Here is a 14,652-nt window from a genome sequence, read left to right on the forward strand (position 1 = left end):
CATCGCGAAATCCTTACATTACTTGTGCTGCATCTCTGGCGAACATATTTAGAAATTGATTGGTGAGCGAAACATTAGAAGGGCATTCTTTGCTGATGCCCCAGCCGTTGCTCTCGTTCTCTGGCTTTATCAGAGTTAGGTTGATCACTTCACAACCTAGCTGGTGACTAAAGTAAGGGGCCGATGTCGTGACCTGCCCGAATTGTGTATCGATGGTTGCCGCCATAGATATTTCCTCGCAAGATACGCCCCCTTTAAGAAGAGGGCGCCAATATTAGTTAAGAGCTGAATGATCCAATGAAGGTGTCAATATCGATCTCACCGTTTTTAAAACAAGCTTGAAGTTTGGTTTGGAACTCTTCGCCCATCTCTTCTTCGTGCTGTTCAAGCTTCTTGATTCGAAGGACTAGGGTTTCATTACCTATTGTGCTCATGCGCAGTTCAAAGGTACGCTCTGCCAAACCCAAGTAAGGCACACACGCGCACTTAAACACCGCTGGCATTGGGAACTCTTCCTTGGTACGGACTGCAACAGACTCGTACTCAGATTGATGGTGGCTGAAGTCATCCACGTTAGACTCTCGCCCCGTCTTTGCTTCAAACTTCATATTGCGAATTGCCGCAGACGCGATAGAGTTTTCGATAACTTCGCCAGCCGTAGAGAAGACCTGAACAAATTCGCTGTAGTCTTCTACCCACTCAGCCAGTTTCTTTTGTCCTAGGCGCTCTTCGTTAATGTTTATTAGGGACTTAAATGCTGCGGTACGGCGCAGAATCAAGTTCGCTTGATGCTTACAGTGCCCAGGGAGGTTATGAGTACCAAGGTCAAAAATAGTCACTGCAGCCATACGGTCTGCACTGATAAAGCACTGATTGCCCTCGGTTTGATACTCTTCGTGGTAACGCACAAACTCGTCGATATTGGCAGTCTTCATTGTGCCGCGAAAATAATTGCGGTTTGGCATGTACTCTTCTAAATCATGCAGATTGAAAGACTGAGGCAGAGCCGCAACAGGGAAGCCTGCTTGTTCTAACTGCTTTAAAAACTGCTGTGCATTCGCTGATTCTTGGATCTGCTGGATTGCTGATTTATCCATTTATGTATTCTCTCTTTGAGTGAGTTGCTGGTGGAGTGGGTTAGCCGCGAACTTCGCGCAGCATGCCTTCTTCAATAACGGCTTGGCCGTGAATATCTTCTTTTGGTCGGTCGTAGGTAAGTTTGCCGCCTTTGCCCACGTACGCGATTGAGGTGTATTGGAAGTCTTCTGACTTGGTACCGAATCCGGCTTTTGGCTCTTTTACCGACATGTTGACGGTGATTTCGACCATTTCGTTGTTGGTACCCATTGGTTTGAGCTTCAGATCCATCTTCACGTTTCCCTGCTTATCGCTGTAGGACACAGCTCGGGCTACGTTAGATAACGCCAAACCGACGACATTGGAGACAACGCCGCCGTCCAGTTCCTGCATAAGTTTTGGGAAGTTAGTAGTGCGGTCCTCAAGACTGAGGTTTCCTGCTTCTTGGTTAGACATGTGATTTCCTCGCTTCAGTAGTTAGTTAACCAACTGGAATGAGGTTAATATTACATAATGGAATTTGATGGTCAATTACAAAATGGAATTATTGTTTGTGATTTATTCTGGACATAAAAAAACCGCCAAGGTAGCGGTTTAGGAAACTTTCGGTTTAGATTATTTAAGTGCAGCTAGCTTTGACTTGCGCTCAGCATTTAACTTAGCGATTTCTTTGTAATAAAACTCATTAATTTCTTTTTTCTTTGCAATCAGAGTCGCAAGCAATGCCAGTATTCCAAGCATCAAGAATGCGAGAGGGATTTTTACTGATCCTTAGAAGAGTTTCAGTTTAGCATCGATTACAACACCGATAATTTTACAGTTGCCATTGATTGGTAAGATTGGGAATGCTGGGTTGAGAGCCTTTAAGTACTTCTGTCCGCTGTCAACAATGAATTTTTTGAAAGTAGCTTCGTTTACATCAGTCAGTTTTGCTACCACCAACTTGCCGTTCTCAGCGTCGACCTCTGTGTCCACAAGCACCATAGTTCCCTCAGGGAAGCTAACTCCTGTTGGTGACGTCATTGAATCACCTTGAACCGTCAGCCAAAAGCAACGCTCACTGCAACGTTCTGTAGTAGGGTGCCACTCGCTGATTTCTTCAATTGAATAGGGTTCGATGGCTTCGTGCCATTGCCCTGCTTGAACTGAACTAAGGACAGGAAAAGATTTTTGATATGTAGGCTGTATATAGAGCTTCTTGACATTGGCAACACTGTCATCTGGGTAGTCAATAAAACCATCCGAATCAAGCATCATATGAGTTAAGCCAACACACTTCATGATAGCAGCGACGTTCTCTATGCTTGGCTCTCTATTTTTGTTGAGCCAATGAGCTATCGCACTCTGAGATACTCCCATCATTTCTGCAAGAGCGTTCTGAGTGATGCCAACTTCTTTCATCCTAGCTTTTACTAGGTCATTCCAATTCATTTTCATAGTTAAAGATTATTACTCATTGTAATAACTAGATAAATATCCATATCGTAATATTTCCTTGCTCAAAAAAATTCCATAATGTAATATTTAGTATTACTAAGGGGGTAACATGTCGAATTTAAAAGCTATTCGTGGCGAGCTAGGAGTCACACAACAAACTCTAGCAGAAAAGGTAGGTGTATCCCAAAGCGCCATTAACCACTATGAAAATGGGAATAGAACCGTTGATACCGTCCTTGGTTGGCGAATCGTGAATGCTTTGAATTTACTAGGTGCTGATTGCAAGTTCGAAGATGTATTCCCAGACCCACAAGAAGATTGTGAAACAAAGGTGCAAGGAGTTAAACCACCAATCAAAGGAGCAAATGGTGAATAAGAAAGAGATGGTGAATAAAACCATTGCAGGCGTCACCGGTGGTAAAGAGGCGGTGGCTGCAGTTCTTGGTATGTCGATCGACATTTTTAACAATCACTTATACGAGAAGAAGAGGTCTCGCTTTTTTAGTGTTGATGAGCTGGTGGAAATGGCAGAGCTTACAAACACCCCATATGTTGCAGAGTATTTTGCTAATCGTGTTAGCTGCATGGTGGTAGAGCAGCCTGATGTTGCTGAGCTAGATACGGTGGATATGTTCGATTGCCACTTACATCTTAATGCGGTGAAAGGGCTGTTGGATAGAACAATTGAAGAAGCGAAAGAGGATGGTGTGTTTGATGCTCGCGAACGTGCGCTCATCGCCCAATTAAAAGCGGAATATCACGCGACTTTCGAAGCCTTCATGCTGAAGCTCGATGCGCTATATGCGGAGGTTGTATGAAAACAGAAATATTTTGGCAAACCGTTTCACAGATGGCAGACATCACCTGCAGCTCGGCAAAGCTAATGATGGCGCAAGGCCAATCGTCAGAAGTCTACGAACGTGAGCAAATCCAGCTGTTAAAAGCAAAGTGCGAACGTCGATTACGAGTAATAGATGATGAAGTGGCTTTAAACCGCGGCAACGGTTTAAAGCCGGGTTGTGATGATTCTTGCGAGGAACAATCACATCTCACTCAGTCACCAGCAAAGATCACGGAGTAGTGATGGGAAGAATAACACTCAATTATTCATTGTGGTACCACCAAAACCAGTTTTACAAGGTGGAGAAAGGACAGAGCATCATGCTCACCCATGATGAATTAGCAGACTTATTCGAAGCGAAGCGTATTTACGTAACTGCTGTTTATGAGGGGAGGGCTATTTGATGCTAAAGGCTACGTTTTTTGACTATGACGGCCAAGAGCTAACAACAGGCTGCTTCTCCCTGCTCACTCGTTCTCTATATAAAGCTTTGCTGGATACTCAGACGATAACTGGCTTCGTGCTGATTTTATTTGCGAACAACTTTGCTGTGTTTGGAAAAGGTAAGGCGCGTTTGGTTGTAGGGAAGGTGGAAGTATGAATCTGTTGGCGATTGATAAGAGATGCGCGATCGAGCGCATCAAGCAATTAGATGCTAAGCCTTTCTTGACCAGTGACGAACAACGGGATTACCAAAACAGAGTTGAAATTGTTGAAGAATACGACAGACAGCTTCGGAAGATCTGGAAGTCAGATCGTCGTAATTGGATAAAAGCTCAGCTATGCAAAGGTTACTTAACAACTGAGCAATCGGAAGAAATGATTTCACAGCTTGATAGTGATGCTGATTTGATTCTTGGCAAGCCAAAATACCCATGGGGGAGCGCATAATGTCAGTTAAGGTAATGAGCTACGTTTGGGACATTCCGAGTTTTAAAGGTTCTGATAAGTTGGTGATGCTTTGCCTAGCTGACCATTCGGATGATCGTGGTCTTTGTTGGCCGTCTATCGATACCATTGCTCGCAAGTCTGGTGTTTCACCTACCACCGTTAAATCGACGCTCAAGAAACTGGAAGCTGCCGGATGGTTATTCAAAAAGAACCAATTCAAGAAGGCGGATACAGGTCGTTTGGTTCGTTCGAATAATCAGTACCAGTTGCCAGTGATGCTTTTGAAGAAGAAAGCAGATGAACAGACAGATTTTGAACAGTCGAATTTCGTCTGTTCAAAAGTCGAACGTTCGAAACTCGAACAGACGAAACAACCTGAGGGGGTAGGTCAAATTCCGACTGGGGGTAGGTCGGAATCCGGCTATAAACCACCAATAGATCCACCAATAGAACCATCAAGTAAAGATCTTGCTCCAAGCGAACCGCTCGAAGCCGAACCAGCACTGTTTGAAATTCCTTTGAACAGGAAAGGGCAGTTTCATGGAGTAACTCAACCAGACATCGACCGTTACTCGGATTTGTTTGGTGCAGTGAATGTTCGTGCTGAGCTGAAAAAAATGATCGCTTGGTGCAATGCCAATCCTCGTAAGCGAAAAACCAAGCAGGGTATTGAGAAGTTTATTCAAGGTTGGCTTGGCAGAGAGCAAGACAGGGGGCGTTATCTGCCACCACAGCAAGGTGATACTGCGATGGATACTCAGGACGAAGTGACCGTGATTCAGCGTGAAGTGGCTTTGCTAGAGAGCTCTATCAACTCAGAAAACCAGCGCATGTTGTACTTGATTGATGCTAAGCGACCTCAACATGAAGTGGAACCATCAAAGCGAAAGATCGCAGATTTGTCGGCTAAGCGCAGAGAGTTACTGGAGCGTGTTTCGAACCGAAAGACGGATTAGGGAGGCGAGAATGGCAAGTAAAAAGGATTTGGTTGATGTAATGAAATCTCGTCGTCGGCTTTGGTCTCCGAGTGAGCTGTGTGATGAGTTGGGTATTCACGTTTGTGACTTAGTTAGATTGGTTAAGGCGGCTCGCCGTTCTGGTGTAGATGTCCGACATGAGAGTAGTGAACTGACGGGGTTCTCGAGTAAATACTGGTTAGCGGAGGGAGTCGAATGTTAAGTATCAGTACTCGAACAGAGATGACAATGAGTAGTCGAGAGATTACAGAGCTGACAGGTAAGCAGCACTCACACGTTAAACGAGATATTGAACGAATGGTGGCTGAGTTGAACCATCCAAATTTGGAGGGTTCCCAATTTTGGCATAAAGGCAACCAGTACACTCAATATCACTTGAATCGCGAGCTTACTTTGACGTTGGTTTCTGGTTACAACATCAAGTTACGTCATTCCATTATCAAGCGGTGGGATGAGTTGGAAAGTACAGGTAAACCATCTATACCGGCAACGTATGCTGAAGCATTGCAGCTAGCCGCTAACCAAGCGAAGGAACTGGAAGAAAAGAACCAGGCATTAGCTATCGCAGCGCCAAAGGCCGAGTTTGCAGATGCGATTGCCGGAGCGGATAAAGGTGTGAAGCTCGGTCAGTTTGCTAAAACAGTAGGTTTGGGGCCTGTCACTATTTTTCGTGTACTTCGGGAGTTAAAGATCTTTATGAGTCGTGGAGATTCTTACAACTTGCCGTATCAGGAGTTTGTAGAACGTGGATACTTTACGGTGAAGCAGGGCACTTACGAAACAAACTCCCAAACTCGGATAAGCCACACAGCATTGATTACTGGAAAGGGGGAAATCTGGCTGCGCAAAAAGCTGTTGGAGACAGGTCACCTTAAGGCGGTGGCAGCATGAGTCAGTTAGAGATGTTGTTATTGCATCATATAAGAGCGTTGAAGTTGGAAGTACCCGTGTCTGAATATCGATTTCATGAGACCCGCAGATGGCGCTTTGATTTTGCCTATCCCGATCTGCAACTGGCTATCGAAGTGGAAGGTGGGACCTGGAGTAATGGTCGCCATAATCGAGCGAAAGGTTATGAAGCGGATTGTGAGAAATACAACACGGCAGCATTGAGAGGTTGGACGGTTTTACGCTTTACCGGAGATATGATTAAAAAGGGGTTAGCAATACAGATGATTGAGGAGGCACTACGTGATTAAGGTAGATATCGATATTGTGCCCACTCTTAACGCAGCAGTGATCGCGCTAACGCCAAATACTCAATCGTTAACGTCATTGCTGGTGGACGGCAAGATTGGTTTAGTTTCTCCCAATCAGCGTTTGGCCACAAAGACCGCGGGAGGGTTATCTTCGGATGATTCCTCTTTGGTTGCGTTCTTCGCTCATGAAGGCGTGCAACTGCTTATCGGTAGTACGGTTAAGTACGTTGATACGATTTCCGAATGTCAGTTGAAGGATGAAGGCTACTGCAATCATAATTTGAAAACTCGAATAACCGGCGAGGGAGCGATTCGTTTGTGTTGGCACCATGACAATATGGCCGACGATAGTCACCAGGCGTATTCTATCGCCCGAAAGAATACGGTTCGTCACGGCTTGATGGTTGTCTCTCGCCAGCTGCATGGTGAAGTAAGGCGTATTACAGATGTTGATTTATGTTGGTGGGCCGTTCGCAATGACGTGTATGAGCTGCTTCCTCAATCTGTTATCGATCGTCAGTTCAAACGAGAGGCTACGGTTAAACGAGTTGGTGTTATAGGCAACATTGATACTGATGCTAGATATATGGTTGAAAGCCAGCGCGCCCAGCTCGAGCGTTTAGCTAAGCCTGTACTCAAGTTGGTCATTGATGACGATCCACCAGCGATGTACCTAAGAAAACCTAAGCCGATTCGATGGGAGAGCGAGAAATACCTTTCGTTCGTCCGAAAGTTACCCTGTCGCGTATGTGGCAAGACTGCAGGTATCGCCCATCACCTAATAGGCCACGGTGAGGGGAAGATGGGCAGTAAGGCTTCGGACATGTTTACCTTCCCGTTATGTAATGAACATCATCAAGAACTACATCGAGATATGAACACCTGGGAACGCCAGCACGGCGATCAACTTTGGCATGTGAAGGAAACGATTAATAGGGCGCTGGTGGTTGGGGCTGTGGGGTGAGCAAAGAGAAATGAGTTAGAACTCAGTCTGCCAGGCCCTAAACAAGGATACGATTAAAGCCGACTGTTGCCCTAAGTCGGCTTTGCCCCATTATTAGCTTTATCGAACAAATTAGCGTATTCAATCGTCCGTGATTTGCCCAAATTTTTCTTATGTTTTGACTTTGGTACTTATGCGCAAAAAGTGTATTTTTAGATGTGGTTATGGGGCTCTTTGGGACAAAAGCGCCATAGATTGATTGCCCTACGTTTCTGCCCCATTAGTGGTCTCGCTTGAAAAGTGAGCGTATTTAATCGTTCGGAACAATTACAACAGTAGCCCATCGAGGATGTCCCTATCGACTTAGGTGTTTCCCCATCCTCCAAATGAAATGCGGGACTAGATTACTCTATAGAGTGATGAGCCCCCTTAACACGTCGTCTTATCCCAAATATTTTTGCCTACCAACATCACAAAACTAAACTGTTAGCAATGGCCCATATTCGCCGATATCACTATGCAAAGAGTGAACTTTCAGATTGGAATATCCTATATCTCTACCCACTCAGCCAGATACACTGTTGAATACTCGCATTTTCCGTCAAATTGCCACGGTGATGAATGTCATAGAGCTTGATACAGTTCGACTATTTAGCGTGCAGCGGTGACAGATATACCGTTCACTTCCTCGTTGTCATAAGAGCCGAATAGTATGGTTAATGATGTAAACTTTACCTTTTATGTTCCTGGTTTTCTCGGTGCATTTAAAGTAGAAAGCTTTCGCATAACGGAAGCGGTCTCTTCTCCCTTTGAAATGAACCTAACGGTGTTATCGGATAACGATGCAATCTCGTTTGATCCGTTAAGCCGAAAAATGGGCGTCTTGAGCCTGTTTGGTCAGGGCATAGGCACTGCTCGCCAGTTTAACGGAAGCATATCTGAGCTGCGCTATTTAGGCACTGGTCGTCGTTTCTCGCGGTATCACATCACTTTGGTCCCAAATCTCTGGTTTCTTACTCAGCGCCAAGACTGTCGTATCTTTCAGATGCAAGCTGTGCCTGACATTATTCGTTAGGTTTTTGATGATGCAGGCATGAGCGATTACCGCTTTGAGCTGTCAGCGCAATATGAGGCGAAAGAGTACGTTCTTCAATACCGAGAGAATGATCAGCATTTTGTGCAGCGATTAATGGCAGAGCATGGCCTTTGGTATTACTTTGAGCACGGTACTGCTGGGCATACCATGGTGATTGTCGACAGTAATGATGCGATACCAGCGCTTGTCAGTTCGCCTATCAATGCCTCTAACTTAGGCCCGGTGGTGTATCATGCTCAAGGTGGCGGCACGTCAGACCGAGAACACATTTTCGACCTTGAGCAAATCCATCGAGCTCGTACTGGGTTAGTGAACTATGGCGACTACAACTATCTCACGCCAAAAATTCCGCAAAGTACAAGCGCCGATGAAGGCCCAAACTTTGATTTGCAGCGCTACGACTATCTTGGGCGCTACACAACGCCAGAATTCGGTCAGCAGCGTGCAGCAGAGTGGATGTCCGAATACACAGTAGACAGCCATCAGATTGAAGCCGCGAGCGATATCATGCGTCTCACCGCCGGCTTCAGCTTTGATATCAGCCAGCACCCTCGTTCAAACATTAACCGTGATTACCTCATGTTGACTGTGATGCACACGGGCTTCAACCCTCGTGTACACGAAGAAGAGTCGAGCGATGAGCCTACGACTTATCACAATCAGTTTGTCTGTTTACCACGAGACGTAACATTCCGTGCGCCTAAAATGGCGTCACCTGTGATTGATGGCCCTCAAACTGCCATGGTGGTTGGCCCAGCGGGTGAAGAAATCTACACCGATGAATATGGTCGCATCAAAGTTCAGTTCCATTGGGATCGTTATGCGCAAAGCGATGAACACAGCTCATGTTGGCTGCGCGTCAGTCAGTCAATGGCAGCGCCCAACTGGGGAGCCGTCTATCTACCTCGTATTGGGCATGAAGTGATTGTGACTTTCCTAGAAGGCGACCCAGACCGTCCACTAGTGACGGGCGCGGTGTACAACGGTTTACACACGCCGCCATACCCATTACCAGAAAACAAAACTCGTACGGTTTTCAGAACCCAAAGCCATAAGGCGGAGGGTTACAACGAAATGTATTTTGAGGATGAAAATGACCAAGAAGAGGTACATTTTCGCGCTCAAAAAGACATGAAAACCAAAGTGCTCAATAACCGTTACCGAGACATCGGCAATGATGAAGAGTTGAAGATCGCTCGAAATCAAGAAAACGAAATAAAAGGCGATCGTAAAGAAGAGATTGATGGACACAAAACCTCATTAGCCAAGCAGACTTTCATTGAACAAGTCGAGCAAGACGTTTCTTCAACCTACAACCAGAACGAGTCAAAGAAGGTAGAGGGAGCACAATCACTCACCATTTATGACAATCGTAAAACGCTTATCGGTGGGAGTGATACGCGAGAAGTATTGAATAACTCATCGGAAATCATTAAAGCCTCACGCTCTATTGATGTTGGAGCTGATGATACTCAAGGTATTGGGAATCACTTAAGTGTAGAAGTTAGTGGTAACACTTCTATTCGTTCTGACGGACAGACTGCGGTGGTGTCTGCTGATGAAATTGCAGTTAAAGTCGGGTTTTCTGGGTTGGTCCTAAAAAGTAATGGCAATATTTTGCTTTATGGCTCGGATATCACGATTGATGGTGCTAGCACGACCAAAGTTCGGGGTTCAAAAGTGAATATGAACCCTAATAAAGGGGCTGTAAGATTTACAGATGTGACAACCCGCACTCCCAAATCTGTCTCTGCTTTGTCTACCCCATCGGCAGGGAGTGCTGCGACGTCAACTTCTCCACTTGCTTATGTTCAAGAACCAACGCAATCGAAACATTGGTTAGCGCTTGAGCTATGCAGTGAGCGAGATGTTTCTCTAGATGGGTTGGAAGTCACAGTAACGCATAGTGTCACAGGTCAAAAATTAACTCAGGTTATTCAAAATGGAGGGGTATTTTTTGATGATGTCGTTGAGGGTAGTTGGCGCGTTACCGCAATCAGAGATGATCTACTTAATGAGGTTGAGCAACATGCGAGTCGCGAAGAGTCTGTCCTATCGCCAGTAAACCAACGAGCGCAAAGCGAACTAGATCCTTCGGGAGAGAAAGCTAAACAGTACAAGTATGTTGCTGTTGGTGACTTATGGGATGAAGAAGCCGAAGATGATTTCTTACGTGACTACCATGGAGCGCTTGATAGTCAACATGACAAAACCACTGCGGGTTTGAGTGTCGCTTCAAATGAGACAACGGTGATTGAAGTCAAAGCGCTTCGTAGTTATCTACCTTTGATTATCGATACTGACGAATACAGCCTTGTTAACAGCTATACGTTTGCGCTTTTGAGCACACAGGCTTATGCAAGTGATGAATTTGGTATTCCTGATAGCAAATTACCTGCTCTTCCAGAAGGTGGGTTAGCAACCTTTACTGAACTGCTACAACAAAAGATTAAACCTAAATACTGCGCTTCGTTTGAAGAGAATTGGCTTTTAGAAGAGGTACCATATTCAAAACATTTGAATTATAAATTTTATAGAGATGAGGCTATTGGCTGTGAAGGCTATTTATTGATTAATGATGAGGTTGTTATTATTGGTGTTCGAGGTACTCAAACCTACTTCGGTAATACCGATATCTATAGAGTCGGTGACACGAGCTGGGCTCAAGCAACAAAAAAAATTAATGGTGTAGCTTTCAAAGCTATTGAAGTACAAGATGGTGTGAGAGCTTTCTTCCAGTCTGAAGGCTATCAAGATGTAATGACTGATTTAGATGCATCTCAAATCTCTATAGCCGAACTAAATGATAGCAACGTACATCAAGGATTTTACCAATATGCTTCCGCATTTTGGAAGCTGATAGAAAGGGATGTTCAACAGAACAAAAATAAGAGATTTTATGTGTGTGGGCATAGTTTAGGTGGTGCTGGAGCATTACTTATTTCCGCTTTAATTAAAGAAATGGTTGCTCATAAATCACTGCGCTTATTTACTTTTGGTATGCCTCGAACTGGGACTCATTCGTTTGTGGATACTTACAATGACATTATTCATTATCGTCACGTGAATAATCATGATTTAGTGCCACAAGTTCCTTTTAAGTGGGCTAATACAAACCCTGAAGATGCTCCTGTAATTGAAACTCCAGACCTCTGGGATGCTGAAACAATGGAGCAACTAACTTCGTTGCGCTCATTGATAGTCAATCGTTTTGTAGACAATGATGCTGATAATTATCACCACCATGGCAACCTAGTTCAGTTACTAACTTATAGCCCTGAAAAGCACCAACCAGATGAGGTTAAACAGGTTCTTCTAACACCACAACAAACTCACATTACTAGCCTTACGTTTGCACGTAGCAAACAAGATGATACATTTGTGCTAGCAAATACATTGAGTAAAGAACATATTGATTTAAACGGATATGCCGCAACTGTGCTGGATTCAGGGTTGGATCATATGATGTCAGAGTATATTCCTAACTTGAAATCGCAACTAGAGATGCTACTTGCAGGGACATTGTTCCACAGTTATGAGAACGCCAATCGAGAGTTAAATACGACGATAGAAAGTTTGAACCAAGGTCACCAAGCTCTGCAAAAAGAGTACGAGCAGAGCCTAAGTATTCCTTACCATGTAGGGGAGGCGAAACGTATTAGTTTGAAGGTGGAACAGGAAACCATTGAAGAACTAGTTGCTAACCTCAAGCGTATTCAACGAGAGTTAGGGGTGCTAGTTAATTCACCTACATTGCTGCCACCTGCGACGTTACTTTACGGTGACAATAGACCTCAAGATATTGATTTAAAAGGACAAGTAGATGGTTAAGTTTTGGAAAGCCTTGATGGTATTACTTGTAATAGGCTTAGTGTTCTATTACGTAGTTGCTCCGGCTTTCGAATCATATGAAGGAAAAGCTCCTTTTGGCTCGTCATCAAGTGACCATTATATTTCGGTTAAAGGAGAAAAACCGGAAGATGCAAAGGTTAAAGCATACGCTACTTTTTACGGTGGTGGCGATGGGTGCGAAGCATTTTCTCTGAGTGCAGTGGATGGTAAAAAGCGGTTTGGTGGTAAATCAACTTTTTTGGTAGATCATAACTTTGCAGAGAAAAAAGATCGTTATGAGCTTCGGATTCCCTATAAGAGCTATAGTTCAAATGAATGTGATATGAAACTACACCGCATTGTTATTGATGCAGAAAATGACTTTGATCCTGTAGGCTTTGCGGAGCTACGTATATCTCAACCGTTATTTGATAGAGATGAAGTTGTTGCCTTAGATTTGGTTATTGATGCAAAAAACTGCAATGCGGAGGTATGGCAATGGGCTAACAAAAAAGGTTGGTCAGGTGCGACAGTGTGCTCGTTTTTTGTCGATGGGGAGCTGAAAACAAAAGAACCTGAGTCTAATGCCTATAGCATACATCAAGAATTTAAATCATTCTCTGATGATACTGTAATCCAATATAACATTTTCGCGGGTAAAAACTATCGTACGGAGTCTCTTGAGGCGAAGGCAATTAAATGATTAGGTTCACGAACCTAATCTTGTTCTTCGTCTTTTTTGGGCTAGTTATAAGTGGATATTATTTAGTGCCTCCTTTCTTTGCCAAACACAGCAACCCCACCCCACCATTTGGAGCACCGCCTGATGATAGCTACATTACAGTAGATATGCGGGTCAAAATCCTAGATATCTAATGTTTGTGAGAAGCCGGTGGATTATTACATATGAACCATATCAAAAACGAAATGTATTAAAATTCCTTAAAATGAATAAATGTGCAACTTTATGTTCAGCAATAGTGCCAGTAATGACAGTTTTTGATGAAAATTAATATTCCAATTAAATGTATTAGAACATTTAATCTAACCAATAATTGTCCAGAAACGTCACAAATGGCATTTCGTAACTCAGAAGTGCCCCAAAGTTTGTTTAGATAGCCCCAAAATTTCATAAGATTAATTTAGTCAACAGAGTTAATTCAAGAACTCTCATTTCTAAAAAGAGTTGTATCCCTATCCGAATGCTGTAGTTCTATCGCTAGGCCATAAAGTATACAGAATACCTTTTGTCTTGCTTATGCTACGAATTGCTACCAAAATCGTAGCTTCCTTTTGGACTGAATCAGCGCTCAAGAAGTGTCTTGGTAAGTCAAAGCTCAAACTAAGCAGTAAGTGTTTGCGGGTGATTTCGTGAAAAAAATTATATTAGGTATTCTTTTCAGTGCATCGGTCTTTGCTTCCTCAAGCAAAGACGTTCCAACGATGAATGATAAAAACGGTTATGTAGAACCGTTTCAGATGTTTGATAATGTTTATTATGTTGGGGACAAATGGGTTTCATCATATGCAATTGATACAGATGACGGACTAGTGATAATTGATACACTTGATTTCCCTTATTCTAAGTGGATTCCGATCAATCTTAAGAAGCTAGGGTTAGAAGATGAACCAATAACGCACATATTGGTAACGCATGGGCATTCTGACCATGTTGGGGGTGCTCAGTTACTTCAGAAGATGTATGGTTCTAAAGTTGTGATGACTAGAAGCGCCCATGAGCTATCTATACAACAATCAAACAAAAGCAAAGGTGAGAATAAGTTCCTTCCACCAACCTTAGATATAGAGATAAAAAGCGATACCTCTATGGTTATTGGTGGTCATGAGTTTAAGTTATATCTCACACCGGGTCACACCGAAGGTGATTTTTCCCTAGATTTTACAGTTAAAGATAAAGGCGCTGAACATCGTGCTTTTGTCGTTGGTGGCCATAGCGTAAGTGGCAACGATCCAAAAATGACTGAACAGTTCTTGAGTAGTATGGAGAAAATTCGAAAGATTGCACTCCAGCCGCCAGTAGTGAGCGTTAACCTTTCGAATCATCCACATAAAAATTATCTATTTGAGAATAGGGAGAAGCTAGGTGCAAATGGGAACCCATTTATTAGTGAGACAAACTTTTTCATGTTCCTTAAACAACAAGAAAACTTAGCTAAGAATAAAATAAAAGGATTATAACAGTTTTTCAGAGAATGTGTAGCTTTCGCTACTGGATTAAAAGTTTAGCGATACCCAAGATAATCCGTTAAATGCTAAATTAGCAAAGCCACTGAAAAGCTTCTGTCCAAACTCGTGTCAAGCCAACCAGTTCTAGCACGAGCTTGCCCCATTCCTTCTCA

General features: G+C 43.6%; 18 protein-coding genes and 1 pseudogene. 14 read left to right on the forward strand and 5 right to left on the reverse strand.

Annotated elements, in window-relative coordinates; all coding sequences use genetic code 11:
• Positions 1-13 precede the first annotated feature (13 nt).
• The 5 genes from KIV40_RS00905 to KIV40_RS00925 form a co-directional block, all read right to left on the reverse strand.
• Complete coding sequence (locus KIV40_RS00905; protein ID WP_005376930.1) at positions 14-226, reverse strand: hypothetical protein; 213 nt, start codon at positions 224-226, stop codon at positions 14-16.
• Between the two features lie 52 nt (positions 227-278).
• A complete protein-coding gene (locus tag KIV40_RS00910; protein ID WP_285347708.1) occupies positions 279-1,097 on the reverse strand; it encodes a DUF2303 family protein in 819 nt (272 codons plus the stop codon).
• Positions 1,098-1,137: 40 nt separating this feature from the next.
• Positions 1,138-1,533: a hypothetical protein gene (locus KIV40_RS00915; RefSeq protein ID WP_005376932.1), complete on the reverse strand. Its 396-nt coding sequence runs from the start codon at positions 1,531-1,533 to the stop codon at positions 1,138-1,140.
• 159 nt (positions 1,534-1,692) lie between these two features.
• Entirely contained in the window at positions 1,693-1,818 is a 126-nt protein-coding gene (locus KIV40_RS00920) for a hypothetical protein (protein ID WP_012127708.1), read from the reverse strand.
• A gap of 30 nt (positions 1,819-1,848) precedes the next feature.
• Positions 1,849-2,514 (reverse strand): LexA family transcriptional regulator, encoded by a 666-nt coding sequence (locus KIV40_RS00925; protein WP_285347709.1) that lies wholly within the window; start codon positions 2,512-2,514, stop codon positions 1,849-1,851.
• Positions 2,515-2,623: 109 nt separating this feature from the next.
• On the opposite strand from KIV40_RS00925, the gene KIV40_RS00930 reads away from it, so the two are divergent.
• The 14 genes and pseudogenes from KIV40_RS00930 (at position 2,624) to KIV40_RS00995 (ending at position 14,491) form a co-directional block, all read left to right on the forward strand.
• Positions 2,624-2,890 (forward strand): helix-turn-helix transcriptional regulator, encoded by a 267-nt coding sequence (locus tag KIV40_RS00930; protein WP_012127710.1) that lies wholly within the window; start codon positions 2,624-2,626, stop codon positions 2,888-2,890.
• Positions 2,880-3,332, forward strand: a complete 453-nt coding sequence (locus KIV40_RS00935) for a YmfL family putative regulatory protein (protein ID WP_285347711.1) — start codon at positions 2,880-2,882, stop codon at positions 3,330-3,332. Before KIV40_RS00930 ends, KIV40_RS00935 begins: the two co-directional genes overlap by 11 nt.
• Positions 3,329-3,595 (forward strand): hypothetical protein, encoded by a 267-nt coding sequence (locus KIV40_RS00940; protein ID WP_285347712.1) that lies wholly within the window; start codon positions 3,329-3,331, stop codon positions 3,593-3,595. The genes KIV40_RS00935 and KIV40_RS00940 overlap by 4 nt, the downstream gene beginning before the upstream one ends.
• A gap of 163 nt (positions 3,596-3,758) precedes the next feature.
• A complete protein-coding gene (locus KIV40_RS00945) occupies positions 3,759-3,956 on the forward strand; it encodes a hypothetical protein (RefSeq protein ID WP_047104230.1) in 198 nt (65 codons plus the stop codon).
• Positions 3,953-4,246, forward strand: a complete 294-nt coding sequence (locus KIV40_RS00950; RefSeq protein WP_285347713.1) for a hypothetical protein — start codon at positions 3,953-3,955, stop codon at positions 4,244-4,246. The genes KIV40_RS00945 and KIV40_RS00950 overlap by 4 nt, the downstream gene beginning before the upstream one ends.
• A complete protein-coding gene (locus tag KIV40_RS00955; protein ID WP_285347714.1) occupies positions 4,246-5,202 on the forward strand; it encodes a helix-turn-helix domain-containing protein in 957 nt (318 codons plus the stop codon). The genes KIV40_RS00950 and KIV40_RS00955 overlap by 1 nt, the downstream gene beginning before the upstream one ends.
• Positions 5,203-5,212: 10 nt before the next feature.
• Positions 5,213-5,425, forward strand: coding sequence for a hypothetical protein (locus KIV40_RS00960; RefSeq protein WP_005376941.1), 213 nt, complete (start codon positions 5,213-5,215; stop codon positions 5,423-5,425).
• Complete coding sequence (locus KIV40_RS00965) at positions 5,419-6,114, forward strand: phage antirepressor KilAC domain-containing protein (RefSeq protein WP_285347715.1); 696 nt, start codon at positions 5,419-5,421, stop codon at positions 6,112-6,114. Before KIV40_RS00960 ends, KIV40_RS00965 begins: the two co-directional genes overlap by 7 nt.
• Complete coding sequence (locus tag KIV40_RS00970) at positions 6,111-6,422, forward strand: hypothetical protein (protein WP_012127717.1); 312 nt, start codon at positions 6,111-6,113, stop codon at positions 6,420-6,422. Before KIV40_RS00965 ends, KIV40_RS00970 begins: the two co-directional genes overlap by 4 nt.
• Positions 6,415-7,386 (forward strand): DUF968 domain-containing protein, encoded by a 972-nt coding sequence (locus KIV40_RS00975; RefSeq protein ID WP_285347716.1) that lies wholly within the window; start codon positions 6,415-6,417, stop codon positions 7,384-7,386. The genes KIV40_RS00970 and KIV40_RS00975 overlap by 8 nt, the downstream gene beginning before the upstream one ends.
• A gap of 691 nt (positions 7,387-8,077) precedes the next feature.
• A pseudogene (gene tssI, locus KIV40_RS00980) lies at positions 8,078-10,153 on the forward strand (type VI secretion system tip protein TssI/VgrG); the annotation flags it as partial.
• Positions 10,148-12,292, forward strand: a complete 2,145-nt coding sequence (locus tag KIV40_RS00985; RefSeq protein WP_285347721.1) for a lipase — start codon at positions 10,148-10,150, stop codon at positions 12,290-12,292. The pseudogene tssI and the gene KIV40_RS00985, both read left to right, overlap by 6 nt.
• Positions 12,285-12,995: a hypothetical protein gene (locus KIV40_RS00990; RefSeq protein ID WP_285347717.1), complete on the forward strand. Its 711-nt coding sequence runs from the start codon at positions 12,285-12,287 to the stop codon at positions 12,993-12,995. The genes KIV40_RS00985 and KIV40_RS00990 overlap by 8 nt, the downstream gene beginning before the upstream one ends.
• 668 nt (positions 12,996-13,663) lie before the next feature.
• Positions 13,664-14,491 carry an MBL fold metallo-hydrolase gene (locus KIV40_RS00995; RefSeq protein ID WP_285347718.1) on the forward strand — a complete coding sequence of 276 codons (828 nt, stop codon included), beginning with the start codon at positions 13,664-13,666 and terminating at the stop codon, positions 14,489-14,491.
• The last annotated feature ends 161 nt before the right edge of the window (positions 14,492-14,652 follow it).

This window comes from Vibrio sp. D173a (assembly GCF_030248475.1).

Bases quoted from the DNA above. Each gene is read 5' to 3' on its own strand.
- KIV40_RS00905 (WP_005376930.1), bottom strand. From the start codon at position 226: ATGGCGGCAACCATCGATACACAATTCGGGCAGGTCACGACATCGGCC.
- KIV40_RS00910 (WP_285347708.1), bottom strand. From the start codon at position 1,097: ATGGATAAATCAGCAATCCAGCAGATCCAAGAATCAGCGAATGCACAG.
- KIV40_RS00915 (WP_005376932.1), bottom strand. From the start codon at position 1,533: ATGTCTAACCAAGAAGCAGGAAACCTCAGTCTTGAGGACCGCACTACT.
- KIV40_RS00920 (WP_012127708.1), bottom strand. From the start codon at position 1,818: ATGCTTGGAATACTGGCATTGCTTGCGACTCTGATTGCAAAGAAAAAA.
- KIV40_RS00925 (WP_285347709.1), bottom strand. From the start codon at position 2,514: ATGAAAATGAATTGGAATGACCTAGTAAAAGCTAGGATGAAAGAAGTT.
- KIV40_RS00930 (WP_012127710.1), top strand. From the start codon at position 2,624: ATGTCGAATTTAAAAGCTATTCGTGGCGAGCTAGGAGTCACACAACAA.
- KIV40_RS00935 (WP_285347711.1), top strand. From the start codon at position 2,880: ATGGTGAATAAGAAAGAGATGGTGAATAAAACCATTGCAGGCGTCACC.
- KIV40_RS00940 (WP_285347712.1), top strand. From the start codon at position 3,329: ATGAAAACAGAAATATTTTGGCAAACCGTTTCACAGATGGCAGACATC.
- KIV40_RS00945 (WP_047104230.1), top strand. From the start codon at position 3,759: ATGCTAAAGGCTACGTTTTTTGACTATGACGGCCAAGAGCTAACAACA.
- KIV40_RS00950 (WP_285347713.1), top strand. From the start codon at position 3,953: ATGAATCTGTTGGCGATTGATAAGAGATGCGCGATCGAGCGCATCAAG.
- KIV40_RS00955 (WP_285347714.1), top strand. From the start codon at position 4,246: ATGTCAGTTAAGGTAATGAGCTACGTTTGGGACATTCCGAGTTTTAAA.
- KIV40_RS00960 (WP_005376941.1), top strand. From the start codon at position 5,213: ATGGCAAGTAAAAAGGATTTGGTTGATGTAATGAAATCTCGTCGTCGG.
- KIV40_RS00965 (WP_285347715.1), top strand. From the start codon at position 5,419: ATGTTAAGTATCAGTACTCGAACAGAGATGACAATGAGTAGTCGAGAG.
- KIV40_RS00970 (WP_012127717.1), top strand. From the start codon at position 6,111: ATGAGTCAGTTAGAGATGTTGTTATTGCATCATATAAGAGCGTTGAAG.
- KIV40_RS00985 (WP_285347721.1), top strand. From the start codon at position 10,148: ATGAACCCTAATAAAGGGGCTGTAAGATTTACAGATGTGACAACCCGC.
- KIV40_RS00990 (WP_285347717.1), top strand. From the start codon at position 12,285: ATGGTTAAGTTTTGGAAAGCCTTGATGGTATTACTTGTAATAGGCTTA.